This window comes from Tetzosporium hominis (genome assembly GCF_002265435.1).
Lineage (GTDB): Bacteria > Bacillota > Bacilli > Bacillales_A > Planococcaceae > Chryseomicrobium > Chryseomicrobium hominis.
Map to the genome: position 1 here is coordinate 1 of NZ_NOKQ01000274.1, position 25,288 is coordinate 25,288.

Consider the following 25,288-nt stretch of genomic DNA (forward strand, 5'->3'; position numbering starts at 1 on the left):
CCGACAGTACTTCCAGCTGTCCGGACTAACTGGAAATTCTATCGGAAAGAGCTCTTACTACTAATATACGAGGAGGATGTACTTTGAAAAAAATAATATATTTTGATGAATCTTCAGCACTTGATATTTTAGATATTAAAAGTAACGGAAGAACAGAACAAATAATGGAGACTATGGTTGAAAAGGCAAGCAAGTTTTCTTTAGACGGGAAAATTGGTACTGGTATATTGGATTTTTTTAATTTTGGTATATCAGCAAATTCTAGCGGACAGTATGATGGAGGAAAATCAAATATATTGAAAACCAACTTAACTAATACAATTCTTACTAATTTCATCGACCTTCTAAAAAAAGAGGAAAGCAGTGAATATGGTTTAGAAGAATTAAAGGACTCTAAATTATCTATCCCTCCAGATTCAGCAGCATTTATAAAATCTATCGCTCCCTTTATTAAATTCTTTAAAAGCTCAGAAGAATTTAAAAATACCTCAGATCCAATATTAGATAATATTGATCTTCATTCTGTAGACGATGTTTTATTAAATGCAAAAGGTTATTATGAACTGCTAGCAATTAATCAAAAAGGCGATAAAAAAGTAGTGCGATTTAATTTAGAAGGATTCAGAAACAATTATAAGTTAAATGATTTAGAAAAAATGAATTTAACACTGTACGGGGTAAAAGTCGGAACGTGTTTAGAAGAAAATTTAAGTTTTGAAAAAGAGCTTTCTTTTGGAAATCAACAGTCAAAGAAGAAACAAAGCCAAAATTTCGGGTATAATCCTCATGAAAAAAATAACAAACAAAACAAACCTGAAAATGAGTTAGACATTATTGACATTGTATTGGCAGGTATTACAGTATGAGCTCATTAAACACTATATACTATGGTCCAACAAAAGATTTTGAAAAACTAATTGATGAAGATTCAAATATTTTAAATTTACGTGACTTAGTTAAGATGATGGATTCGATAGAATCCTTTAATAAATGGTTAGAAAACAAACCCGAAATCCCTTATATACTTCTATGTTATGGTGAAGCGTTTTATTCTATCAGAGAACATTTTATAGAAAACCTTCCAAGTGTCATAAATTACTTATTTATAGACGGTTACATTGATAGCTGTTTAATGCAGAATCCTCCAAGTGCTTTTATCCAATCAATGAAACGTGTTTTTAAAGGAAACCTAGAAGAAAATGAATATAAACACAAGAATATCAGCAAACAAAGTTTGATAAAAATAGCTGAAAAATATAAAGATGAAATAGTAGGTCAAGACGAAGCCCTAGTGGAAATTCTTTCAACCTTATATCCTTTAGTTAATAGACTAGATGAAAAACCCATAGTGATGATGTTCTATGGTCCTGCTGGAGTAGGAAAAACAGAGGCCGCAAAGATTATAAATGACTCTTTAGACCAAGGGGGAATTTTGAGACAACAAATGTCGATGTTTCAAACATCTGACTTTGCTTCATATTTGTTTGGAGGCACTTTAGAAGCACCTTCTCTTGCTAAAGATTTAATGAAAAGAGAGGGGAACGTGATTCTCTTCGATGAATTCAATAGATGCTCCCCATACCTGTATTCAGCCTTTTTTCAAATGTTTGATGAAGGCATATACATAGATAAAAATTACGAAGTCGGATTAAAAAATTCAATTATCATTTGTACAGCTAATTTCGGATCTATGGAAGAAATATTTGGAACACTAGGGGCCCCCTTATTCTCTAGATTCGATCATTTTATTGCTTTCAATGATTTATCTACTGAAGCAAAAAAAACTTTGATTGAAAACAAGTATAATGAAATTTTAGAGTCTTGGGATGCAAACGATATAGAAGTAATCAAAGAAAATGTTAAATTGGAAGAATTGGTTGATCAAGCCGATTTTTTTACCAACGCTAGAAATATTGAAAAAGGAATCAAAGGAAAAATGGCTAGAACAGTTATTCTAGATATGTTAAAAGAAAATTTGTAATAAGAAAACACTTATAACTTAAACATTGTATTTGACTTATTTTTTGTGAAATTATATACTTATAGTAACTTAAAGGCTATTGAGAGCCAATAAAGCCCGCTGCCTATTTCAGGCAGCGGGCTTTCACTATACTAAGGGGAAAGATTATGACAGAAAAAGTTTTCAAAACAGTTGAAGAACAAATTCAAATATTAAAAAGCAGGAATTTAAATATACTAGATGAAAAAAATGCAAAACGTATTTTACAGAAGATAAGCTATTATGACATTATAAATGGATATAATGATATTTTTCTCGAAATAGAAGCAGATTCAACAAATGGAATTGAAGAAGTTTATTATCAAGACATCAACTTCGAAATGATATATGAATTGTATAGTTTTGATGCTGATCTAAGAAATTTAGTATTGAAATATATAGATATAGTTGAAACATACTTGAGTAGTTCGTTAGCTTATGTCATTTCGTCGAATCACGGTCATAAGGAAACAAATTATATTAACAAAGACATTTATAAGCCTGGTAAAAGAAAAAGTAGTACTAAATTTGAAGTTGATGGTTTAATTGAACGCATGATAGTTTGTTCAAATAAAGACATGGCTCCAATTGTTTATTATAAAAGTACACATGGATACTTGCCGCCATGGATTCTATTTAAATACTTAATGTTTGGTGAAAAAGAAAAGGTATTCCAATTGTTAAAACCAAAAGACAAAAGTGATACAGTGAAAATTTTTCAAAGTAATTTTATTATAAGTAAAAATTTTTCTGCTAATTTTTATACTCAAGCTTTAGCCATTATAAGAGAATTTAGAAATACATGTGCACATGGATCGAGAGTTTATAATCATGTACATAAATATGAAGAATTACCTTATAATCATCTCCTAGAATTCTTAAACGTTAATAAAAAACAAGACTTAGGTAAGAGTGACATAACTGCTTTAATTATTAGTATCTACTCTTTCATCGGAGGAGATAGAACTATAGACAGTAATTGGGTATCTTTTATAACAGAATTTGACGAAACTATGAAGAAGTTTAAAAATAAAGTCCCTTTAAAATTTTTCGAAAAGTTAGTTGAAGAAATGAATTTACCCATGGATTTTGAAAAGCTTAAGCATATATAAATCTACTCCTCAGTTATAAATAAGGTTCGTAATAGTCTTTAAATTCCACGAACGTTCGTAAAGTGTTTTTACACATTTGCGAACGTTCTTTTTTCGATTTTTAGTAGAGTTTGAGCTGTTGTTCGGAAAATGTATTTGGCAAGTAAGAAATGTATGAAATGGCAGTTAAAAATGTTGCTTGCCAGATGCATCTCTCCACTATTTTCAGTTGTTCATCAATGATTCCTTCATTCGATTGCTAGGCCCTTTAAAGACGATGAGATGTGAATGATGGATCAAACGATCGATTACGGCCTCGGTCAAAATAGGGTCTCCAAACACATGGTTCCACTCGCTGAACCGTAGGTTCGTCGTGATGATCAGGCTCTTTCTTTCATAACACATGCTGATCACTTGGAATAGTAATTCTGCGCCGCTCTTGTGGAGCGGGATGTATCCTAGCTCATCTAAAATCAATAAATCAACCTTTTCTAGCTGTTTATAGAACTTCCCCAACGTACCTCTCTCATGTAGATCCATCAACTTGTTTACCAATCCTGCGATAGTGTAAAAACGAACGTTTAGTCCGGTCTCCTGGATCGCATTCAAGCCGATCTTTGTGGATAGAAACGTCTTGCCTGTTCCCACGCCCCCGTAGAAAATCAGGTTTTCTTTTTTCTCCATGAATTCTCTGTTTAAAAAGTATTCTCGATTCAGTCCTTGCGTGTATTCAATATCATCCCATTTGAATTCGACGCTCGGCAATGGCGGTAGGAGCGATTGGGTAAAGAGGAGGTTCGTGCGTCGTTCTTCACGTTGACGCACTTCTGCCTCCATCAATTTGAGTAAATATTCCTGGTTCGAGGTAGCTTCGATCTCATCAAAGTTCTGACGTATCCAGCTGAGTTTCAATCGCTTTGCGTATTCTTGTATGAGTAGTTCCATCACGACACACCGCCTTTTTCAAACAATTTGTCATAATGTGTTGACCCCCTTGATGCCGGAGGCATAGGAGGGATTGAGTCTCTTCTGATATCAAGGCTTACGCGGTCGCTCCGCCCATTTATGAGTTGGTAGAATACCTGTTTGATTGATTCTGCAGAAGGGTGCCCGTGCGTTGATGCAATCTTCAAAGATTCTGTTGCCACCGAGAAATCATGTTGTTTCAACAAGACTGAAAGAAGTCTCAATGCTTCCTGCTTTTCAGGTACTGTGCAGCTATCTATATATTCTTTCCAATTGATGGGCAGCTGTTCAAAGAAATCCGTATATTTGATTGCCATAGGCCGTTTGGCCATCAGCTCAAGATAAGGTTGCCATTTCATCGACTTCTTTTCCTCACCATAAAGGCGTGGATGAACAATGATTGATTCATGCTCTGCAGTCAGGATCTCGATTGTGTCATAAGATATCTTTGCCAAAACACTACTTTTGGCAAATCGAGGAGATGTGGAATATTGACGTCCATCTATTTTGACGAGTCCGTATTTATCTGGTCGACACTCTTCATAACGCACGCATTCGAAGGATTTCTCAGGTAACTGAAGGAGTGCTTTTCTATCTACCTTGAAGAGTTCGGACAAAAGCTCATCTTTCTGATAGTGCTTACGGTTCCTATCTTCTTCAGCTGTAGTCCAGAAGGTCTCGTTCAAACGCTCAAGATCTGCCACATGTATCTCTGGCAATAAAAAGTTGTTACGTATGTATTTGACCATAGCTTCAACGTGACCTTTTTCATTGCCACTGCCTGGATTACAGAACTCAGTGGAAAACCCATAGTGTAAAACGAATCGTTCGAACTCGTCAGTCAATACTCGCTCGCCATAAGGAAGGATCTTCTTGACCGCTGGACTCAAGTTATCGAACCGAATCGTCTTAGGGACACCCCCTAGATGGTGAAAGATTCTCTTCAAGCCTTCTAAGAAACACTCTCGGTTCTGAGACCGAAATACTTGAAAATAGAATGTATTGCTGAACGGTAGGGAAAGGACTAAGTAAGAAAGGTCGACAGACCTTCCTCTATAGACAAACGGTGCTTCTCCAAAATCAACTTGAGCTGTTCCTGCTATGCTTTCAAGAGGTAACGCAGCTTCTGCAGATTGCCCCATCTGCTGTTTCTTTTTACGTACATAATCACGGATGGAACGATAAGACCCTTCGTACCCATGATCTTTCACCAACATATCGAACATTCTCTTTGCAGTCCGACGGAACTTCTTTTTCTTTCTCGCATCTTCCTCCAGCCACTTATCAATTATGGGTCTAGCTTCCCCCATAACACGCGGCTTTCTAGTGGTCTTTGGACGTTCTTCGTTCCAGTCTTCCATATCTGCATATTTCTTGACGGTTCTCTCATCATGGTTTGTACTTCTTGCTACTTCTGCATAATTTCTACCTTTTTGATTTACTTCTTGTCTGATATACTGGATGTCAGTCACTGTTAGCACTCCCTGTACCTCCCTGAATATTGTTAGCCCAATATCAGAGAGTTTAATTGTATGGAGAGATGCTGACAAGTGGCTTTTCTTGTTTTCGCAGCCTCTTACGAGGCTGCATAAATTAACTGCCAAACACTACATTTTTATACTGCCATAAACAGAAAAGTCTACTTTTACGAACTTACTTATATCAGTTATACTATTGTTCTCTTTTGCCAAATAATGCGTGGAAATAGTCTGTCCATCCAGAACAAATTCAAATTTCTTTTATGTTATTGATTTTATACAAATAAGTTTCATAAAGACGGAGAAAGTAATGTCTTTTGACTAAGTTTATTCAGTAACCTATAATAATGATTGTATCTTATAATTGGCAAGGAGGATTATTAAAAAATGACACACTCGATTAGACTTCGTTTCCCAACTTTGAATCAGTAATTTAATATTTTCAAAGGCTCTGTTTGTGAAATCAGAGTAAACGGGATAAGTCTGTCCTTTTTTAATAATCTTCGTGTTAATAAAATTATAATTATGAGAGAAGAGTGTACGACTCTTTCTTCTATAATTCTGTAGTTTTCTTTAATTAAAAAATTGATGGACTATATATGCAAAACCATGTTTAATTATTCGGTATAAATTGATTGATAATATTCCCTTTACTTTTACTCATAGACAATCCGTCTGTGAGTTTTTTTATTTTTCTAAAAGAATGGAGGAATTGCTCATGATGATTTTGCTTTTCTATTGATGCGAGCTTAATTTTTTCAATAAGCTCGTATCGATGAAAAAATCGATACGATATATAAACAGGAGGTATCGATTGAAATGGAAAAATGGAAAAAAACACTTTTCGCTTTATATACTGGACAATTCTTTTCTCTATTAAGTAGCGCTGCTGTTCAATTTAGTATCATCTGGTGGTTAACTGAGACCACAGGCTCGCCTTTAATCCTTGCGCTTGCTGGAATAGCTGGATTTCTGCCTCAAGCACTTATCGGACCCGTAGCCGGTACTATTATTGATCGGTATTCCCGGAAAATGATGCTTATTTTAGCTGACATGACGGTGGCTCTCGGAAGTTTCATCCTATTTATTACGATGTACTTTCAAGAGCCTAGCATTATATTGATTATTACAGTGCTAATTTTACGGTCTGTAGCAACTGCTTTCCATGGCCCGTCTTTGCAAGCATCTATTCCTCTATTGGTTCCTGAGCAACATTACACCAAAGTGGCAGGATGGGGGCAAATGGTAAGTTCGAGCACGAATATTGCTGGACCTGCAATAGGCGTTTCATTATTAGCTATCGCTTCAATAGAATGGGTACTGCTGTTGGACATTGTGGGGGCTATTATTGCGTCTTCAATTCTTTTATTCATTCATATCCCAAAATTGGCAACAGAAATAATTTCTGAGAAGACAACCTTTATGACTGAAATGAGAGAAGGATATCAGGCAGTTCTGCAGAATAAACTTCTATTCAAAATGGTCATTGTCATGACTATAGTAGCTATGCTTTATATTCCTTTAGGTACGTACTTTCCGTTAATGGTACGAAATCATTTTGATAGAGGTGTAGTCGAAGCTGGAATAGTAGAAATTACATTTGCAATTGGTTTGATTTTTGGTGGAGCGCTTGTAGGCCTAGTAGGTGATAGATTTAGTAAAGGTAAATCTATGGCGTCAGGTATGGCTCTATTAGGAGGATCACTACTGATTTCTGGGTTGTTGAATCCCACTGCTTTTGTAGTTTTTATTGGCTTGAGTTTTTTTATGGGGTTGTCAGGACCAATATTTTCAGCGCCATTCTATGCGCTTGTTCAAAATCAATTAGAACCTAGATTACTTGGAAGGGCATTTAGCTTTATAACAAGTGTGTCACTTCTTGCAACACCAATAGGGTTTGGGATAGCCGGGGTTCTTGCAGAAGCAACAAGTATAGCTATATTATTTGCTATTACAGGAAGTTTGATTATTATCAATGCCACAATCACTTATAAAATAAACTAGGAGGTAAGAGTGATGCAATTTTTATTGTTTTATTAATACGGGCTTGAAGTAAAGCTCGTATCGATCTTGGCTATCGGTACGAAATTAAAAATTTCGGAGGTAGCACAATGGAAAAAATTTGTTTTGAACTAAAAAATATTGAACTCTCCTTTTTAGATAAAGAGGTCTTGAGAATTGAAAATTTAGCTATTCATCAATTTGATCGTATTGGGATTGTTGGGAAAAATGGTGCAGGAAAGACTACACTAATGAAATTACTAACGGGTCAGATTGAGCCTGAAAAAGGGCAAGTATTAAAGGCTGTCGAGTTCGGTCACTTTAAGCAAATGGAAACACCAGAAAAGTTAGATAGTGAATATGATTATTCTTTATTAGGGAAATTGAACATCCCACAGAACATGAATTACTTAAGTGGTGGAGAGGAGTCGAGGTTAAAATTGGTTCAACTATTTTCGCAATATCATGAAGCTCTTTTGCTAGATGAACCAACAACGCACCTTGATTCGGAAGGTACTTCCTTTGTAATTGATGAGCTTCGATACTATTATGGAGCGTTAATTATTATAAGTCATGATAGGAAGCTCCTTGACGAGCTGGTTACATCAATCTGGGAAGTTCAGGACGCACAGGTAAGCGTCTATACGGGAAATTATAGTGATTATGAGAAACAAAAAGAGAGTGAGTGGAACCAGCAACTTCAGGCTAGAGAACAATTTCAGAAAGAAAAGAGTCGTCTTGAAAGAGCTGCCCAAGATAAAATGAAAAAAGCGGAAAAGATTACACAGTCAGGTCGAATGTCAAAAAAGGAAAGTAAATCTAAAGCAAACAGAATGTTTGAATCTAAATCAAAAGGAACCGGACAGAAATCAGTACACCGAGCTGCGAAAGCAATTGAGCAAAGGATTGAGCAACTTGAAGAAGTTGATCCTTTAAGAATTGAAAAAAGTATAATCTTTCCCAAACAAGAAACATTGGAATTACACAATTCTTTTCCTGTCATGGCAAATCAATTAACTATAAAAGTTGAAGAAAAAATTTTATTAGATGAAGCAAGCTTCCAATTTCCAAGAGGAAAAAAGATTGCGATTTTAGGTCCGAATGGAAGTGGGAAAAGCACTTTACTAAAGTTGATTGCACGAAGAGACGAGGCATTAACAATTTCTCCAAAAGCAAAGATAGGTTATTTTCAACAAACTAGTTATCGATTTACAGGTGATGACACTCTAATTGAATATGTAAAAAAACATTCAGATTTTGATGAAGGATTTTTGAGGTCTGTTCTTCATACTATGGATTTTACAGGCACAGATATTCAAAAGAAACTGACATCGTTAAGTGGTGGAGAGGCTATACGTTTACAGTTGTGTCTTCTTTTTCTCGGAGCATTTAATATACTTTTATTAGACGAGCCAACTAATTTTCTAGATTTACATGCTATTAAGGCGCTAGAAACCTTTATAAAGAGTTATGATGGGACGATATTGCTTGTTTCACATGATGAGGTATTTGTGCAAAATGTAGTGGATTTACGATATAAAATTGACAAAAAAAAATTAACGGTTCTATAGTGTTTATCTATTTTTACATTTTAAAAAACCTAAGAAGAGTGACGAAAATCACTCTTCTTAGGTTTTAGTGCTTTATTTTAAACCGTATTTTCTTAAGTAGACAGCATTCATTGCAAGTTGAAAAGAGTCTGAATCAAGATTTTCTACTAGTTCAAGTGGTGTACAGTCTTCATTCGCATTATAGAGGTGGACTGCAAGCTTCAATAGACTTGCCGTTCCCCTTGAGAAATCCTGTTCTTTAAAGCATCTGTCCGAACTGAACCCATCATCTGTTAAGTAAGGAAGAGCTTTTTTGACAAGTTCATCATTTCCGGTAAGGACATAGATCAACGTCTGATATTCATTGCTCCTCTGTTGATAAGAGCTAAGTTTTTGTAGTGCTTCGTTATACAGTACGTGATGGCTTTCTGTAAACAATGACAATGTATAGGGCCCCTTTCATATCTCTTTTCAGTTGATGCTCTTCGCTGTATTTACTCTTCTATTTAGAATATCATTTCCAGTCTTCCAAATGGTAGGTTTTATAGGAACGAGCTCTAAGTGATTCGGTAAATGGAATTAGATTTGAATGAACTGAAAACCCTCCGGAGAGGGTTTATCAGATGTACATCTGTTTTTTCAATGAGACTCCGTTATTATGGCTGACAATCAAAGAATCCAATACCTCGATATTTAAGATTTTGCCTATCTCAACCAATTTTTCACTCACAGTAACGTCTTCTGTTGAACATTGACAGTGACCTGAAGGATGATTATGGGCAACAATAATGCTGTGAGCATTGTTCATAATAGCTGTCTTGAAGACCTCACGAGGATGTACAATGCTGGCACCTAATGACCCTGTATGACAGCGATGCACGGTAATGATTTGGTTCTTTTCATTTAAACAAATGACCAGGAACACCTCACGGTCTTCATCTCCTATGAGTGCCTGAACAAATTTGATGGCATCTATGGGTTCCGTTATCTTCTCCGGTAGGTAACTCTTATACGACTCTTCGATTTCTTTGATCTCCTGTTTGATCCGTGTAATTTCAATGATTTTTTCAAAATGCATGTGTATCGCTCCCTTTCAATTTTTGGTCCGCCGGGCGGAAGTAGTCCCAAAAGGGATTATTTTTTGCCTTTTGGTAAGGAGGACGGATACATCATATAGAGGACCGGTCAAGGGTCTCAGCGCAAAAGTTTTTAGCGCAGCCGGTATAAAAAGTTTTTCGTCCCTTGAACTGAACTCTCCTGTCTTGGGACGAAATAGGGATAGGGCGAAGCCGAGGAATCTGGCCGTATTTGGTCCTTAGACAGGCTTTGGATGTGTACGCTCCGGTGGCCAAAAGCAAAAAATAACGACAAGAAAAGGTAGCCAGCTGTTGGCTACCCTCTGATTGGTATGCTCTTCGGTGTTCGACTCGTTCGTCCGTGAAGAAAAAGACAGGAATCTACAGGCTATCTGAAAGGGGGAAGCCTGTGATTATCGGATTTTTTAGGACGAAGCGACACGTAGAGCGACTTTATGAACTTCTAGTCGCTCTAGTGCAGTCGCCCAAAGTGCTCTACTGAGATATCAAGAAATGATCATCATGTTGAAATGCTTAATTGAATCTATTAATCAAGATTTTATGGGTAAGCAAGTCATCCTGTACCTTTAAGTGAAGAAAGTTTTTCACAAAATCGATTTGATTTTAAAATAGGGTTTTTAAGCTTTTAGTAGTTGGATTTAGAGGGGCATTAGACGGAAGGCTAGCATGAACCCGGAAAATCCAGTCCATGCTCTTAGAAGATCAAGACGGAGTATCTAAGTATAGAAATCCTTGTTTTAGATGCTTCGTCTACCTTTAACTGGTGAACTTCAATCGAATTTGCCTCAGAATGTGAATCTTCTATGCAGAGATTCGCATTCTGAGGCCGTTATTTTTTGTATTGTGATGAAGTGTACATCTAAAATCCTCTGAGGAGCCCTCAGAGGAGGGCTTTTTCAGATGACCATGCGTTCTTTCAAGGAGATGGCGTCTTGATGGCTCACTATCAATGAGTCGAGTACCTCGATGTTCAAAATTTTACCGACCTTAATCAATCGTTCACTCACATTCACGTCTTCTTGCGAATACTGACAACTACCGGATGGATGGTTATGGGCAACGATGATGCTATGGGCATTACTCATGATAGCTGACTTGAAGACCTCTCGTGGATGGATGATGCTGGCTCCTAATGCTCCTACGTGGCAGCGGTGGACGACTATAATCTCGTTCTTGATGTTGAGACACATGACAAGGAACACCTCACGGTCTTCATCTCCTATTAGTGCCTGTGCAAAATCGAGTGCATCTGTTGCTCCTTTAATTCTCTCCGGTAAGATGTCTTTGTACGCTTCCTCGACCTCTTTGATTTCCTGTTTGATTCGTGTAATTTCAATGATTTTTTCGAGTTGCATGTGTATCGCTCCCTTTCAATTTTTGGTCCGCCGGGCGGAAGTAGTCCCAAAAGGGATTATTTTTTGCCTTTTGGTAAGGAGGACGGATACATTACATAGAGGACCGGTCAAGGGTCTCAGCGCAAAAGTTTTTAGCGCAGCCGGTATAAAAAGTTTTTCGCCCCTTGAACTGGACTCTCCTGTCTTGAGACGAAATAGGGATAGGGCGAAGCCGTGGAATCTGTCCGTATTTGGTCCTTAGACAGGTTGTGGATGTGTACGCTCCGGTGGCCAAAAGCAAAAAATAACGACAAGAAAAGGTAGCCAGCTGTTGGCTACCCTCCGATTTGCATGCTCTAGTGCAGTCACCCAAAAGAAATAAATTAACTTGAATCTACATAATCTTGAGAAATACATCTACAAATAGATATATCTGGGATATCATGAACATATAGATTAAACTTATTTACATATGACTATTCGACTAATCAATCCATGTATAAATAAAAGTCTTGCACAGAAGATAGCATGAAAAATAGAAAATATTGAAAAGGTGGAAAAGAAATGATTCAAAGAATTGCGGTCTTTTTGTTTGCAATAGTTTTAATGATTGGATGTACAGAAGTCGAAGAAAGCGTGTTAGAAGAGAGTACAGCAGTTGCTGAAGAAGAGGTAGTAAACCAGGTCGAAGAAAATAACGAAGATACCTCAGCAAATGAAGAAAAGCTGAAGAAACTAGCGAAGTAGGGAAAGAAGAATCTGAACCAGAAGTTGTAGAAGAAATAGAGATAGCTGCCGAAATCATTTTACAAGATGATAGTGAGCGATTAATGGAGTCAGGTAGATATTATTCAGATGAAGCAAAGGTTCCTGGTGTCGAACATGATGAGCTTGACGAGTGGCATGTGGTTGGAGATTCTCTTAGCGGATATAGGACACTTTTTGAACAAAACTTGTAAACCTTAATATATTTTATCTAAAAAATCTTTCACATCAATTATTATGGAAGGTTATTTTTTATTCAAAAAGGGGTAGCTTCCCGTAAATGCGTATTTACAACGTTAAGCTGTTTGTGTTGATAAAAATAAAGCATATACAACGATAAGAATTTTGAGACAAGTCATACAATAAAACACTAAATCGCTTTATTTGACGTAATTTCGATTATATCTCAATAGATTAAACCTTATTGTACAAGGTTTCCTGCTTTATCATTGTAAATCCGTATAATCGGGATGCTGCCCCTCTAAGAAGTAAGATGTTCTCATACCAATAAGGAACTCATACCATTTAATTAATGAGAAGTGCTTGTTTTCGTGTCAGCAGATCTTTGATTAAGTATAATTACTCCACCGACAATCATAACTAAACCAATAAATGTAAGAATATTAAATGGTTCATTCCACACCAAAACACCTATTAAAGCTGTCAGAGCTGTTCCTACACCTGACCAGATTGCGTAAGCTAAACTTAAAGGCAAAGTTTTTAAAGACAATGATAATGTATAGAACGCTATGAAGAAGCCAATTGCTACTCCAATTGTGGGGTATATATTCGTAAATCCTTCAGATAATTTCAACATAGATGTTCCGAATATTTCACCAATAATCGCAATTCCTAATGCAACATACCCTTTCATAATCCATCAACCTTCCTTTAATGAGACAATTTAAGTACCACAACACCAGCTATAATGATTAGTAAGCCAAGTAATATTTTTAGATTAAACTTTTCTTTCCAAACAAGAATACCAACAATCGCAGTAAGAGCAGTACCTGCACCAGACCATATTGCATAAGCAGTTCCTAACGGAATGTGTTCTAATGCTTTGGAGAGAAAATAAAAAGCACTCCCCATACCTATTACTAAACCAACTGTAGGGACTAATTTCTTAAAGCCATTTGATGCCTTCATCATAGAACTTCCGAATACTTCAAATAAGATTGCGCTAATTAATAATACATATGGATTCATGTGATATCCTCCTAGGTTGTAGATTCAATTAATTTTTCGATGATTTTTTCTCGTAAGTCAAAATTGATTTGTCCCAACTTAAAGAACTCGGAATAATAAAGACCATCGAGAGTAAGCCGAATTGTTGTTGCTAGTACAGAGTCAATACCATCCTCATCAATTTTTGATTGAATATACTCGAAGTGGACAAGGATGTTTTCTGTAACAGTATGATTCAATTTCGAAAAAGAATGAAATGCTATATTTAGAACTTGAGAATTGTTTAAATCATCAGTGTAGGCATGTATTAAGGCGCGAGTCCATTTTCCTTTTTCTATAGGATCATTCTCAGCTAATTCATTAAATCGGTATACAAAGTCTTGAAAAATAAATTCAGTTATTCCAGCATATAATGCTTCTTTTGAGGGGAAATGATACAATAAACCACCTTTGCTAACATTGGCTTGCTTTGCGACTGCTTCTAATGTCAAAGTATCAAAATCGTTTGAACCTAAGAATTCTATTGCAGCATTTAGTAGATGCGCTCTTTTGTCCTGTCCTTTTGCTGACATGATTACCCTCCTTTTATTATTCCATGAGATTATTATACCGTCCGGACGGTTTTTTGTCAAAATAAACTTACCTTGAATTTATTTTGATAGGGATGTTCCAGAATCAAAGTTTGTATTGTTTCTTAGAAAATGATTCTGTTAAAGGGCGCTATTCTGACATATGAACCAGCGTCCTTATTACATATAAGAAGCGCCATTGTTGAAGAAGCGCCTCAAAATTCAAGTTACCTTAGTTCATTAAAGATTTATGAAGTATGCAAAATCATTCAAAATAACGTTCCCAAATAAAAGTTTGGACGCAAACAAAAATCCTAGAAATCTTGCTTAAATAGTATTTCTTGGATTCATTAAGGTTGTAAATACGCATCTTTCTTACACTAACCCTACGATAGAAGTGTAGGAATTTTAAGTTTTGTTCATCATTTAGTTTTATTCATCGCTCAAATCGAGGTGTATCAACAGATAAAAGGTTTTATCTCTTAAAAGAATATCCTATACTGGTGGTGTGTCTAATGCTTACAATGTTACTCCTCAAGACAGCACGCTCAACCGCCATGGCGACCAAATCTATATGGAGAGTTTGATTCGAAGTGCAGGTGGTGTCACTGACTTTGAGGCAATCATCACATATCCAGATTGTATTTCAAATGCGAGAGCTATGAATTGAAGAAGTATAAAGATTATGAGGAACTGGTCGAGGAGGTCGATTGCTATATGCGATTCTATAATGAGGAACGCTATCAACAGAAATTAAACAACCTGGCACCGATAGAGTATCGATACCAGGTCGCAGCTTAGTTCTACCCTTTTTTCTTTTTTACTATCTACTTGACAGCGCGCAGTTCAGTTGTCTGAGGGGGTTAAGTATTATCTTTCTCTTTCGTGTTCTTTTTCCCTCGTGCCTCGATCTAATTGAAGGAAGGTACTCTTTAACTCTTTCGTTGAACTTAGATGTGGATTCAAACCATCTAGATGTTTTTCAAAATCTGTTTTTGATTGGATCTGAGGATTCTTCACAAGTTCCCATCCTATCGTGATACCATGTTTTGATTCAGCTTGTAGATTGGGTTGCTTTAGTACCTTCGCAAGTCGAGCATTCAGGTGGTTCGAGTTTAGTTGTTCAAGTCTCGGTGCATCCTTATGCTTTGTCTGACTCAAGAATTTATCTGTATTAAGAGACTGTGCAATACCTGATTTATCGATGAATCGTTCCGCCTCGGATTTCTTGAAAAAGGACCGTTGAGAGCTTCCTCCACCTTCGACTGTCACAGCGTATTTTCCTTCTTCAAGCTTCGTCACTTCTACAATATCCTCAACCTTTTTGTATTCTTCCACGAGCTGTCCCTTGTTTTCTAATACATTCAGTACATGATAGCGTTCAGTCAGCTCATCAATCGGTAGAATCCGGTTTGTGTTGGTACGTAAGAAATGATGCTGGTCACGTTCACTCTGTTCGACCTTTGCGTAGATGACTAATCCGTTCTTGCTGTCAAACAGTTGTAATGTCGGTTTGTCTTCAAAAGATACACCTAGCTTGGATTCAATCGATTCTTTGACCTGTTCTGGATCGATGGATTGATAGAACTCTTTGATCTTCTCACTTTGCATGCCGTTAATGTACTCGATTGTCTCTTTCGAGACGTCCTGTACCTCTTTGATCGCCTGTTTCGCAAGGTTCAAGTCTTGCGCCCATGTAGCGATGTAACCGGTAGAGGAAAGATCGGTATCCAGTCCATAATACTGAGAGACGATATACGCAGCGCATTCGGCCTGCGCCTCTTTGTGTCCTCTCGGAAGGTCTTTTATCTCACTCTCTTTGTGATGCAATTGACTGTGTGCGTATTCGTGGATGAGGACTCGAAACTTTTGCTCGGTCGTCTTGGCGATAGCTGAGTTGATGACGATTTCCTCATTCTTTCGGCTGTAATAGCCTCCATAGGATTTGTCTGCATGTTCTTCTTCACGGATCGTGAGTTCATGAAGATTGGTGTTCGTCTGTTCGATGAACTGGTCGTAGAGTTCCTGCAGCGACTCAGGCGACTGTAGATCTTTTTGAATGAAGTCACGTACGTTCGGAATCTCTTTTCCGTCCGTCTGGGCCACATCGAATACCTTTCCGATTGTGAATCCTGTGATACTCTGGCGTACTTCAGATTGAGGGTCTCCGTTCTTGTCACGCAAGACCTCACCGGTCTGTTCGTTGATCTTTTGTACCTCGATCTTCTTGAAGGTCGGTACCAAGATATCGATTCCCTTCTCGCCTTTCATAACATGGCGACCAAGAGCTTGCCATTGCTTGAATCCACGGACCATCGTAGCGTCTGGACGTTGTGAAGCGATCATGAGGACATTGTTGAACGAATAGTGGTGGCCACTTGCCATCACATCCAGCATCTCTTGAAATCGACCGTTCGTGAACATCTCTTCCAAGTTCTTCTCCAGACGTTCATTGATCTCTGTAAGGTCTACTTTAGTCGACATAGTTCATCACGTCCTTTCGAATATACCAGGCCTCGTAGAGAGGTTCACTGCGTCCAGGTACCTTGACTGGGCTATAACAGGTGATTGCATAATCCCTCACATCTTCTTCTAGATCGAGAAGACCTTCATATGTAAGTGCCTCGAACGGCACCGGGTCATAAAAGCTCAATATCCTTTTATCGCTTGCGAGTATCTCACTGATCGTGACAAGCATATCCTTCTCCCCTTTCGCTTATAAGAGTGTCCGTAGATCGGTTGCTTCGTGTTCCTTCAGGCGTTCTTCAACCGAGAGGGCATCTTTTTTCTGTTGCTGTTCTTCCCATTCTTCTTCAAGCCCCTCGTCAGTCAGGCCGAACAGGTCAGATTGATCAATCTCTTCCTCGATGATATGAACCGAACGTCCACCGTTTACGTTCGTATCGGTATGCGTGACCTGCGGAACGGACGGTTTCGTGAATGCAGCCTCTTTCTTCACTGCACTTGTTACCGGTTCATTTGCTGTATGACGCTCCACAAAATCGCCGAATACTTCGGATTGCCATGCCTTCTGTAGTTTCAATGGATAGAGTCCACTGACGAACAGGTAACAGTCGTTCTTGGCGATGCTGGCAAGGTCTCCTTCTGAGATCAACGAGCGTTTCACATATTGCTCGGATGTACTTTGACTGGAACTGGACTTCCCACTCATGAAGCCCCCACTTTGACTAGAGGAACCGGTCTGTACCTTCGCTGTCGTCTCCCCGGCAAGTTGCGAGAAGTACTTAATGGTCTCCATATCCTTGCTCCGTAAGAACAACAACGTGTCATGGTTCGAGAGGATGGAACGTGCCATCTCTTTCCCGTATAACGATTCAATCTGGCCATTGTCTTGAACGATGGTATTCATCGAGAGACCGAGGCCTCGACAGGTAGCGAGAACTCGGCCGTACTTGTCGATCTTTCCGATGTTCGGAAATTCATCTAACAAGAAAATGGTCGGGATCTTGAGCTTTCCTCGGTTCTCGTCAGCCATCTTATAGAACTGTGCAATCAGCTGGTCGAAGAATACAGATGTGAGTGCTGTGAATGGGTTCTCATCCATCGGCAGTTTTACATACAAGATACTTTTCTGTTCTTGGAACTCTCGGAAGTTGAAGTCACTTGTACGAGTCATCTGACTGATCTTCTTCAACGTGAAGATACTGACCTGTGAAGCAAAGGATGAAGTGACACTCGTTCGGGTGTTGCCTCCAAGAGTTGTGAGCCCTTTTAACAGTTGATAAGCCGGATGATGTAGACCTAATTCTTCATCGACCCAGTTCCGGAACGATTCCTCGTCAGGCGCGACATGTTCATTGAAAGCATTTAAGACGTCCTGCATGCTGGCGTTCGGGATCTCGGTCTTGCAATAGACGATGAGTCCGGCAAGCATCTTCTGTGCACGTTCCATGAAGAAGTCTTCTTTCCCGTCTTTCGTCGAGTTTTTGGCGATGGTGACGGAGACGCTTTGCGCATCCTGATCATCAAACACATAATCGAGCAAGTTGTAGTTGTCCTGATTGAAGTTGATGAAGTCGATCTGGTAGACCTTGTAGCCTTGCATGCGCTTGATGGCTGCGGTCTGCTCGAACAGTTCCCCTTTCGGGTCCGTCACGATCAATGTCTCTTCTCGGTTGTTGATGAGGTTTGGGATGACGTAAGACTGTCCTTTACCACTCCCACTGGAACCGACGATGTAGACGTTTCGGTTATCAATCTCTGTCGTGCGTGGGATGATCATCAGTTGCTTTTTATCCGGGACCTTCCCGACGATCAGACCGTTCTCGAGTTGCTGCAAGGTCTTCTCCGGTTGCTTTGTCTGGTATCGGTTCTTTTCAGAGAAATACTTGCCGTTCACTACGTCAGCCGGTTTCGTGAACCGTGACGATCCGTGGACCCCAAAATCATGGGCGTCTTCATACGAGTTCGTTCTCAAGCGCATCTTCGAGAGGAACCAACCGAAGAACACGATAGATAGGATGGCCACTAACAGTTGAGAGCGCTGGTCCGTCTCTATCAAGAATGTGAAGGTCCCTTTAAAGTCGAGGAGGAGCGTGTTCAACGTTCCCCCACCATTCAAGAACCTGAGAAGACCGGTGATTGCGTAGCCGACTATAAGCGACAACAAGAATGCTACGAATATCTTGAGGCCAGCACCTTTTTGGAAAGTCTTTTTCATAGAAGTTCACGCCTTTCGTCTGTTTGACTTTACAGTTCGATTTCGAGTCCGAGCTCCCGCCGGAGCTGTTTGTCTTTGATCTTCTTGTTCCGTATCGCCGTGGATGGCGTGTCGTTCTGTTTTCGTGTTCGATCTTGTTCTGCCTGTACGATGAGGCTCTCTAGGAGTTCAGCACTTGCTCGACCTGTCGGTAGATGCGTAAGAATTCCTTTGTCAGCGTCGAGTTTTCGTGTGAACGTTCCGTCTACCTTTGCCTGGTAGGTGCGCATCTTTTCTTCTCGTTCTTCTTGTCGTATTTTTGCTTCAACAATGCACTCTTTTAAAGAAGGACGACTTCTTTCAGTTTTTCTTGCGTAATGGCTCAGAATATCTGTTTTCATCTCGAGAGGAAGTTTTTCAACTTCATGCACTAATTTCGGCGTACTGTCCGCAAATGTCAGATGCAACAGGTCATTCACCTGGAGGTCGATATGTCTTGCTTTTGCTTCGTATTTTTCAATGAGCTGATGTGTCATATTCAGTTTGATCGATGTCTCGTAGATGGCATCGAGGTCTTTCTTATCCGTTACAAGTTGCTCTTTTTTGTTTCCTAGTTTGATCAGTAGTCGAGACTGTATACGGATCTGTTCACATACTTCACGTGATTGACTACTTACCTTTAGAATTTCTGAACTCTCTAGATGGTCCTCCATCTCTTCATAAGATGGGACCAGATTGTAGTTTTGATTAAATAGGTTCTCAAGAATATCTTTCTTATGAGTCACGATCCGGTCGTTATAAGCGAATCGTTCATCAACGTCTGGATAAAGTTCATTGAATGCCTTGTGGATGATCAGACTTTCGATCCGGTAGGCACGTTCAGCGTGTCCGATGAGTTGGTCCATTGTATGGCGATTTTTTTCGACATCATTCGTCAAAATGTCGAATGCGTCGAGTCGATCTGTGAATCGAGGTGTGAACGCTTTTCGTTCAAATCCTTGAGCGAGAAGTGCGCCAGAATCATTTTCTTTAAATGCTTGATGCGAGGCATTGAGTATAGCGTGTGTGACCTCTCTCTCCACTTCGGCTGGTTCGATTTTTCGCTCCTCCCAGGTGTAAAGAGATTGGAGCTGACTGCGAACGGTACTGAATGAATAGTTGTTCTTGATACGATTCTGCATGAACCGTAGACTCTTCGAGTAGTCTTCATCCAGCTGCGCAGTGACTTCTCCTCTGTACTTGTGAAGAAGTGCCGAGACGTTGACCTGTTTCTGTCGTGAAGATAGATCGATGATCTTATTGTTCAACTGTTCGATTTCTGCATTCTTTTTCCGAATTTCGAGATTCAATTGATGATAGAACGTCTTTGCCTCTATCCCCTTCTCTTCCATTCGTTTCACGTATTGATATTCATTTCGTTCAAGACGGACCTGAGCAATCTTATCAAGTCCCTGTTCTTCAAATGAGAGGGCTGACACACTTTTTTTGATACCGTGTTCTTGAAACTTTGTGTTGATTGCATCGGCATACGCCATGCGCCATCGGAGTAAGGTCTCTCGTTCATTCCAGTCGGTCGAGTCTATGGTCTTAAATACTTTGTTATTGTTATCGTCTCGTAGGATCTGACCGTCCGTATCGTATTCATACTGACGCATTTTTTTGTGACCCCACGAACCGTCTTCATTGAACGGTCGGACCGTGAGTAAGATATGAGCGTGAGGATTGTGTTCTTTGTCTCTATGGATTGAGACATCGGCCACCATCCCCTGTTCTACAAATTCATCTTGAACAAACGACCGGATGAGTTCTTGTTGAGCATCTTCTGAAAGATCAACAGGAAGAGCAACAAGCACTTCACGGGCGAGCTGCGCATTCCATGCCTTCTCTACTTTCTCGACTTCGTTCCATAATCTTTCACGATCGAGTGTCCATTCAGGTGCATGATCCGGCTTCAAAATAAAAGAGACCGGAGCAACTTCTCGTGACTTGTAGCCCTTCATCTCTTCATCACGTTCCGAGTAAAGTTGTTCTCCACTGCGATAGCTCGCACTGGCCACAACGGACTGGCTTTTCTTGCTGATGATGTTGGCTTGTAGTCGGAAGTAACTCACGGTCTCTCACCTCTCTTTTTTCTTACATACATCCGAAGGCGACAAACAAAGTTCCGAAGGACTTTGCCCCAGGACACCAACCCGAATTTTGGGTGGTGTATAACTGGGCACTCGCTTGGAAGCTCGGATTCATTATACCATATTTTTTCCTTTTTACTGAAATATTTTTATCTATATGTTAAAATTTTTACGTATAAATAAAAAAAGAGGTGAAAAACATGGCAAACAACATTGAAAAGATCACGAGCATCGAGGAACAGATCAAGAAGTTGAAAGAGAGACAGAAGAACCTGGAGAGACAGATGCAACAGAACATCGGGGCTGAGGTATTGCGTTCTTGGAATGTAAGTTCAGAAAAAGAAGCCATCGAATGGATTCAGATGTTGGCGAGACAAGTGAACGGAAAAGACACGGTTTCAGAAAAGTGGAATGGTCATGAAGACACCACAAGATAACCTGATCAAATCAAAAGAATTGAATCAACAGATTACAGAACTGAAGAAAAAGAAGAATCAATTACAAAACGAGACAAAGCGAAGAGCAAGTTGGGAACAGAGAAAATTAAGGACCAAGAGACTCATCGAGACTGGAGCACTTGCGGAGAAATATTTTGGGTTAGAAGAGTTCACGATAGAACAACGCGAGAAGATATTTAAGACGTTCTCAGACTTCATTAAAAGAAAGTTCCCTAAATAATGTATTTAAATATTTTGAGAAATAAATATAGATTAAAAGTGTATTTTTTAGTTGATAAAAGCGCACACCATTACATAATGGTGTGCGCTTCTTTATTATAAATTCAATTGTATTTTCATTATTTTCTGTATATTAAATGTAAAAATAGAAATATTTTTGAAAAAAATGTATTAATTATATGGCACCCATGTTATAGTTATTTAAATCCTTTAAAAGAAATTATTGGATATTTCTTTTTGGTGTAATCAAAAATTTACTTACAAGAGCAAATAAAACAGAGATAAAACATAACTGTAGAATTAACTCATTATATTGAACCAACGTTTGTAGGTTAATAAGATTCAATACATATGTAATTAAAAAAACCGAATAAAAGAAAGTAAACATAATATTCCCAATGATTTTTCGTTTATTCTTTATAGTGTTTCTATTTTCTTTTAAGTCAATTGTGTATTTTATTTGTTTTACTAGTCCATAAGTAAAGCCTACTAATAAAATAACCAAAAAAACGTTTGTCATAATATAACACTCCTAGATATTTTAGTATTTTCATCATTGTACCATACTGTATTTCCATCATGAAGTAAAAGTAAGAAAATATAAATTATTACAAAAAGGGGATTGGGGAATGAAGAAATTTTTATCTGTAGTATCGATTTCAGTGTTACTACTGACCTTTACTGGAACAGCATCGGCATCTGCAGCTGAGCCAAAAAGTGGAAAGTTCGAGATAACAACTTTAGATCAATTTTTGGAAGAAGTAAAATCTAAAAAGGCAAAAGATTCTAAAGAATTATCGAAGTCGAAAAGTTCGAATTCTAAGAGTTTTAAAAGCAAGTTAACAACAGAAGAAGTAGAGTTATTAAACTCAACTGATCCTAAAGTAAGAGAAGAATACGCAAATCTTTTAGAAGCTGATTTAAATAGCTTTGACTTTTCTAACGAAGATTTAGTTGCGAATCAACCTTATGAATTAGGAGAGAGTGGTGCTATTCTAACTATTACAACTGAAACTACAGAAAATACTGATATGGTTTCTGGTTTGAATGATTTTGTTACTTTAGCTAGCACTAGTTCAACTCAGTATATTTATAGAGCTCATAGATCAACTCCATATGCATATCAGATTAATTACAATATAACTGCTTATGCATATCCTGATTCAATTACAGGTTTACTGACAAATTATACAGTTAAATCTGATGGTCTTAGATTAACAACCGCATCTACTGCTGGAACAAGATCAATCTTTCCTACTGCGATTCAAGCTTCTGCATCAATTACAGACGCTAGAGCTGAAAAACTCGGATACGATATCAATGCTCAGGGAGATTATAAAGTAACAATCGGTGGTTACAATGGCATAGGTTTAGTTTCTTTTGATATGACATTAACAAGTAGAGTTCTTTGGCATGGTACAAACGCGTCTGGTATTACTGTAGGACAGTCGTACACAGAGAACGGTGATCAGAGTCCGTGATAAAGATTTAATAGTATCAACTTACTTTTACTTTTTACTTAGAAAAACTCCTATTCTTATAGGGGTTTTTTTATGAAGTCTCTCGTTCTTATCAGTTAGGTACTAATAGTGCTATTTACTATTTCAATTTCTTCTACATGATTAATAATTTAGCTTTATATATAAATTCATTATTATTACTAATATTCTTAGTTACAAGTTAAGAGACAGTTAATCGTTTTCAAAATATCAAGGAAAATTTAATGAGTTTTTCAATCCTGCGAGATGTTTTATAACATTTTTAGGTGAAAATGCTCTTTTAACTTAGGTTTGCTCATCAAGATCATCAGAAAGCGGAATGACTTTCCAAGTATGTTCAGTTAAAAGATTTAATTCATGGGCTCTCTTTTCAGCAACCTCACGGTCTTCGAAAATCACTTCCTTGTCTCCTTCTGAAATGACATCTTCATTAATAGATCGGACTAAGTATCTCATTCAATACCCCCACGTAACAAAAGTAGAAATTTCTACTTTTGTTAAGTGGAAATTTCTACTTTTGCGAGAATGATTAATCGTGATTTAAGAAATCTGTCATAAATTCAAATTGCTTTTGCTGCCTGTCAGTCAATTCATTCTTTTGGTAGTAATCAATCAGTTCAGAGAGGATAGCATATGTTTTATTTTCATCCATAAATTTCCCCAGAACACCTATCTTTACATGAATATCATAAGGAACTTTTATCGATTTAACACTGTCGTTTTTACCTACTACGCTTGCTCGTTTTTTTCTTGCAGTGCTATCTTTTTTATTTGTAGAAGCATCTTCTTTTTGGTTGCTAGGTTTACTTACAGGATTCTTTTCAACTTCTATTACAGGACTAGAAGGCTCAGAGTTAAATTTAAATCCACTGTTTGAGCCTGCATTAATATTGACTGGTTTAGGTCGATCCATTGGCTTTGGTTTCTTTTTGATTAGAGGTCCTTTGTTTCCAGTCTCAGACATTAGATTCCTCCTCCTCAAGACGAACCAGCTTTTCATCCATCTCTTTTATAACATCTAAAAAGATTTGATGAGCTTTACGATCATGGTGATCTTCATTTTTTATTCCAGTCACATCCCATGCCTTCAAACGTTCAAGATGTTTAACAACACTCTTGAATACATTGTCTTCTCCAAATAGTTCAGTGGCTCTTTCTACCGTTGATTGATCGACTCGTCCTCCAGCACGTAATAATACTGGCAGTACCCCTAGTACTTGAATATCAGCATCGTATTCATCATGCATAAACTGCAAGTATGAAACGTAAGTTTCAGCACCTTCAAGGGATAGTTCTTGTGCTTGCAGTATTATAAGAACATAGTCTGATGCCATCATTGCATTGTCTGAGTAATCACTTATAGTTGGAGGAACATCGATAATAATATAATCATATTTTTCCTTTAAGGGCTCAAGTAAAGTCTTTAATAAAGTGATTTGATCTAGGTCTGTAGGATAGTTTTGATAAAGAAATTTCGAGAAATTTTTAAACGAGACGGCTGCCGGGATTAAATCAAGATAATCATTAACTTTTAAAACAACACTTGATAAGTCTCTATCCTGAAAGCCTTCAAATATTGTTCTTTCTATCTCAGTAATTCCAGCTGTGCGAGCTATTAAAGTACTAGCATTTCCTTGAGGATCCATATCTACTAACAATACTCTCTTGTTATGTACATTTGAATACTCCCAACTAGTCATGACAGACACTTTAGTCTTACCTACGCCACCTTTAAAGTTTCCTACAACAATCGTTTTTGCCACCATAAGTTCTTCTCCCCTTTTCTACAAACTTCTACCTAACAAACTTCTACCTTTGTATATTTCTGATAATAACATAAGTAGAAGTTTGTGTGAATGAAAATTTAATTGTAATATAATTGTAATATTTAGTAGTTCTTCTATGCATAGGTAGAAAAGTAGAAATTTCTACTTATGCGAGAAAGGCGTTCATTCTAACAAAAGTAGAAAAGTAGAAATTTCTACTTATGCGAGAAAGGCATTCATTATAACAAAAGTAGAAAAGTAGAAATTTCTACTTATGCGAGAAAGGCATTCATTCTAACAAAAGTGGAAAAGTAGAAATTTCTACTTATGCGAGAAAGGCATTCATTCTAACAAAAGTGGAAATTTCCACCTATGCAATATTGATGTTTGATATAAATTCTTTATTCAAGCCTTTAGAGTAGTATTAAAATCTAAATCATTCTAACAAAAGTAGAAAAGTAGAAATTTCTACTTATGCGAGAAAGGCATTCATTCTAACAAAAGTGGAAAAGTAGAAAT

General features: G+C 37.9%; 27 protein-coding genes and 1 pseudogene. 12 read left to right on the forward strand and 16 right to left on the reverse strand.

The features are described from left to right. Nucleotides 1–83 precede the first annotated feature (83 nt). The 3 genes from CF394_RS12090 to CF394_RS12100 all read left to right on the forward strand — a co-directional run bounded on the left by CF394_RS12090 (nt 84) and on the right by CF394_RS12100 (nt 3,111). Entirely contained in the window at nt 84–866 is a 783-nt protein-coding gene (locus tag CF394_RS12090; RefSeq protein WP_070778432.1) for a DUF6414 family protein, read from the forward strand. Then, complete coding sequence (locus CF394_RS12095; RefSeq protein ID WP_023559433.1) at nt 863–1,981, forward strand: AAA family ATPase; 1,119 nt, start codon at nt 863–865, stop codon at nt 1,979–1,981. The genes CF394_RS12090 and CF394_RS12095 overlap by 4 nt, the downstream gene beginning before the upstream one ends. Before the next feature lie 146 nt (nt 1,982–2,127). Next, the gene (locus CF394_RS12100; RefSeq protein ID WP_070778434.1) at nt 2,128–3,111 is read left to right on the forward strand and encodes an Abi family protein; all 984 of its coding nucleotides are present in this window, start codon (nt 2,128–2,130) and stop codon (nt 3,109–3,111) included. A 204-nt stretch (nt 3,112–3,315) separates the two neighbouring features. Here CF394_RS12100 and istB read toward each other — a convergent pair whose 3' ends face one another. Together istB and istA are read right to left on the reverse strand one after the other, a co-directional pair. Then, entirely contained in the window at nt 3,316–4,035 is a 720-nt protein-coding gene (gene istB, locus CF394_RS12105) for an IS21-like element helper ATPase IstB (RefSeq protein ID WP_094943940.1), read from the reverse strand. Then, the gene (gene istA, locus CF394_RS12110) at nt 4,035–5,537 is read right to left on the reverse strand and encodes an IS21 family transposase (protein ID WP_094943942.1); all 1,503 of its coding nucleotides are present in this window, start codon (nt 5,535–5,537) and stop codon (nt 4,035–4,037) included. The genes istB and istA overlap by 1 nt, the downstream gene beginning before the upstream one ends. Before the next feature lie 384 nt (nt 5,538–5,921). On the opposite strand from istA, the gene CF394_RS16295 reads away from it, so the two are divergent. The 3 genes from CF394_RS16295 to CF394_RS12120 all read left to right on the forward strand — a co-directional run bounded on the left by CF394_RS16295 (nt 5,922) and on the right by CF394_RS12120 (nt 9,106). Beyond that, on the forward strand, nt 5,922–5,966 hold the full coding sequence (locus CF394_RS16295; protein WP_106408210.1) for an erythromycin resistance leader peptide: 45 nt from the start codon (nt 5,922–5,924) through the stop codon (nt 5,964–5,966). A 387-nt stretch (nt 5,967–6,353) separates the two neighbouring features. Then, nucleotides 6,354–7,538: an MFS transporter gene (locus tag CF394_RS12115; protein ID WP_094943943.1), complete on the forward strand. Its 1,185-nt coding sequence runs from the start codon at nt 6,354–6,356 to the stop codon at nt 7,536–7,538. Between the two features lie 107 nt (nt 7,539–7,645). Further along, on the forward strand, nt 7,646–9,106 hold the full coding sequence (locus CF394_RS12120; RefSeq protein WP_094943945.1) for an Msr family ABC-F type ribosomal protection protein: 1,461 nt from the start codon (nt 7,646–7,648) through the stop codon (nt 9,104–9,106). A 72-nt stretch (nt 9,107–9,178) separates the two neighbouring features. Here CF394_RS12120 and CF394_RS12125 read toward each other — a convergent pair whose 3' ends face one another. The 3 genes from CF394_RS12125 to CF394_RS12135 all read right to left on the reverse strand — a co-directional run bounded on the left by CF394_RS12125 (nt 9,179) and on the right by CF394_RS12135 (nt 11,537). Continuing rightward, nucleotides 9,179–9,529 carry a DUF6075 family protein gene (locus CF394_RS12125; protein ID WP_094943946.1) on the reverse strand — a complete coding sequence of 117 codons (351 nt, stop codon included), beginning with the start codon at nt 9,527–9,529 and terminating at the stop codon, nt 9,179–9,181. A 175-nt stretch (nt 9,530–9,704) separates the two neighbouring features. Beyond that, the gene (locus tag CF394_RS12130) at nt 9,705–10,163 is read right to left on the reverse strand and encodes a JAB domain-containing protein (protein WP_094943948.1); all 459 of its coding nucleotides are present in this window, start codon (nt 10,161–10,163) and stop codon (nt 9,705–9,707) included. Nucleotides 10,164–11,078: 915 nt separating this feature from the next. After that, on the reverse strand, nt 11,079–11,537 hold the full coding sequence (locus CF394_RS12135; RefSeq protein WP_094943949.1) for a JAB domain-containing protein: 459 nt from the start codon (nt 11,535–11,537) through the stop codon (nt 11,079–11,081). Between the two features lie 543 nt (nt 11,538–12,080). On the opposite strand from CF394_RS12135, the gene CF394_RS12140 reads away from it, so the two are divergent. Then, nucleotides 12,081–12,263 carry a hypothetical protein gene (locus CF394_RS12140; RefSeq protein ID WP_094943951.1) on the forward strand — a complete coding sequence of 61 codons (183 nt, stop codon included), beginning with the start codon at nt 12,081–12,083 and terminating at the stop codon, nt 12,261–12,263. Nucleotides 12,264–12,810: 547 nt separating this feature from the next. Here CF394_RS12140 and bcrC read toward each other — a convergent pair. From bcrC to bcrA, 3 genes are read right to left on the reverse strand one after another with little or no spacing between them, the layout of a single operon-like run. Further along, nucleotides 12,811–13,155: a quaternary ammonium compound efflux SMR transporter BcrC gene (gene bcrC / locus CF394_RS12145; RefSeq protein WP_003725292.1), complete on the reverse strand. Its 345-nt coding sequence runs from the start codon at nt 13,153–13,155 to the stop codon at nt 12,811–12,813. A gap of 17 nt (nt 13,156–13,172) precedes the next feature. Then, nucleotides 13,173–13,490 (reverse strand): quaternary ammonium compound efflux SMR transporter BcrB, encoded by a 318-nt coding sequence (gene bcrB / locus CF394_RS12150; RefSeq protein WP_094943952.1) that lies wholly within the window; start codon nt 13,488–13,490, stop codon nt 13,173–13,175. An 11-nt stretch (nt 13,491–13,501) separates the two neighbouring features. Further along, nucleotides 13,502–14,041, reverse strand: a complete 540-nt coding sequence (bcrA, locus tag CF394_RS12155) for an efflux transporter transcriptional regulator BcrA (RefSeq protein WP_079523985.1) — start codon at nt 14,039–14,041, stop codon at nt 13,502–13,504. A gap of 499 nt (nt 14,042–14,540) precedes the next feature. On the opposite strand from bcrA, the pseudogene CF394_RS16345 reads away from it, so the two are divergent. Beyond that, nucleotides 14,541–14,678 (forward strand): annotated as a pseudogene (locus CF394_RS16345) (DNA/RNA non-specific endonuclease); the annotation flags it as partial. Further along, complete coding sequence (locus CF394_RS12160) at nt 14,678–14,839, forward strand: IS3 family transposase (protein ID WP_226320904.1); 162 nt, start codon at nt 14,678–14,680, stop codon at nt 14,837–14,839. The pseudogene CF394_RS16345 and the gene CF394_RS12160, both read left to right, overlap by 1 nt. Before the next feature lie 69 nt (nt 14,840–14,908). On the opposite strand, the gene CF394_RS12165 is transcribed toward CF394_RS12160, so the two are convergent. The 4 genes from CF394_RS12165 to mobQ are packed head-to-tail and all read right to left on the reverse strand — an operon-like array spanning nt 14,909 to nt 20,809. After that, entirely contained in the window at nt 14,909–16,522 is a 1,614-nt protein-coding gene (locus tag CF394_RS12165) for an ArdC-like ssDNA-binding domain-containing protein (RefSeq protein WP_243370844.1), read from the reverse strand. Next, entirely contained in the window at nt 16,512–16,736 is a 225-nt protein-coding gene (locus CF394_RS12170) for a hypothetical protein (RefSeq protein WP_023559429.1), read from the reverse strand. The genes CF394_RS12165 and CF394_RS12170 overlap by 11 nt, the downstream gene beginning before the upstream one ends. 18 nt (nt 16,737–16,754) lie before the next feature. Beyond that, complete coding sequence (locus tag CF394_RS12175) at nt 16,755–18,719, reverse strand: VirD4-like conjugal transfer protein, CD1115 family (protein ID WP_243370847.1); 1,965 nt, start codon at nt 18,717–18,719, stop codon at nt 16,755–16,757. 29 nt (nt 18,720–18,748) lie between these two features. After that, on the reverse strand, nt 18,749–20,809 hold the full coding sequence (gene mobQ, locus CF394_RS16100; protein ID WP_243370850.1) for a MobQ family relaxase: 2,061 nt from the start codon (nt 20,807–20,809) through the stop codon (nt 18,749–18,751). Between the two features lie 218 nt (nt 20,810–21,027). Between mobQ and CF394_RS12185 the strand changes: the two genes are divergently transcribed. Then, nucleotides 21,028–21,264, forward strand: a complete 237-nt coding sequence (locus CF394_RS12185; protein WP_094943954.1) for a hypothetical protein — start codon at nt 21,028–21,030, stop codon at nt 21,262–21,264. Further along, complete coding sequence (locus CF394_RS12190) at nt 21,245–21,505, forward strand: hypothetical protein (protein ID WP_094943955.1); 261 nt, start codon at nt 21,245–21,247, stop codon at nt 21,503–21,505. Before CF394_RS12185 ends, CF394_RS12190 begins: the two co-directional genes overlap by 20 nt. A gap of 219 nt (nt 21,506–21,724) precedes the next feature. Here CF394_RS12190 and CF394_RS12195 read toward each other — a convergent pair whose 3' ends face one another. After that, nucleotides 21,725–22,024, reverse strand: a complete 300-nt coding sequence (locus tag CF394_RS12195) for a hypothetical protein (protein WP_094943957.1) — start codon at nt 22,022–22,024, stop codon at nt 21,725–21,727. 109 nt (nt 22,025–22,133) lie between these two features. Between CF394_RS12195 and CF394_RS12200 the strand changes: the two genes are divergently transcribed. Beyond that, nucleotides 22,134–22,985, forward strand: coding sequence for a hypothetical protein (locus tag CF394_RS12200; protein WP_094943958.1), 852 nt, complete (start codon nt 22,134–22,136; stop codon nt 22,983–22,985). A gap of 303 nt (nt 22,986–23,288) precedes the next feature. On the opposite strand, the gene CF394_RS15840 is transcribed toward CF394_RS12200, so the two are convergent. From CF394_RS15840 to CF394_RS12210, 3 genes are all read right to left on the reverse strand, one after another. Beyond that, complete coding sequence (locus CF394_RS15840) at nt 23,289–23,459, reverse strand: hypothetical protein (RefSeq protein ID WP_165767555.1); 171 nt, start codon at nt 23,457–23,459, stop codon at nt 23,289–23,291. 73 nt (nt 23,460–23,532) lie between these two features. Further along, nucleotides 23,533–23,967: a hypothetical protein gene (locus CF394_RS12205; RefSeq protein WP_094943960.1), complete on the reverse strand. Its 435-nt coding sequence runs from the start codon at nt 23,965–23,967 to the stop codon at nt 23,533–23,535. Then, nucleotides 23,960–24,769, reverse strand: a complete 810-nt coding sequence (locus tag CF394_RS12210) for a ParA family protein (RefSeq protein ID WP_094943962.1) — start codon at nt 24,767–24,769, stop codon at nt 23,960–23,962. Before CF394_RS12210 ends, CF394_RS12205 begins: the two co-directional genes overlap by 8 nt. Nucleotides 24,770–25,288 lie beyond the last annotated feature (519 nt).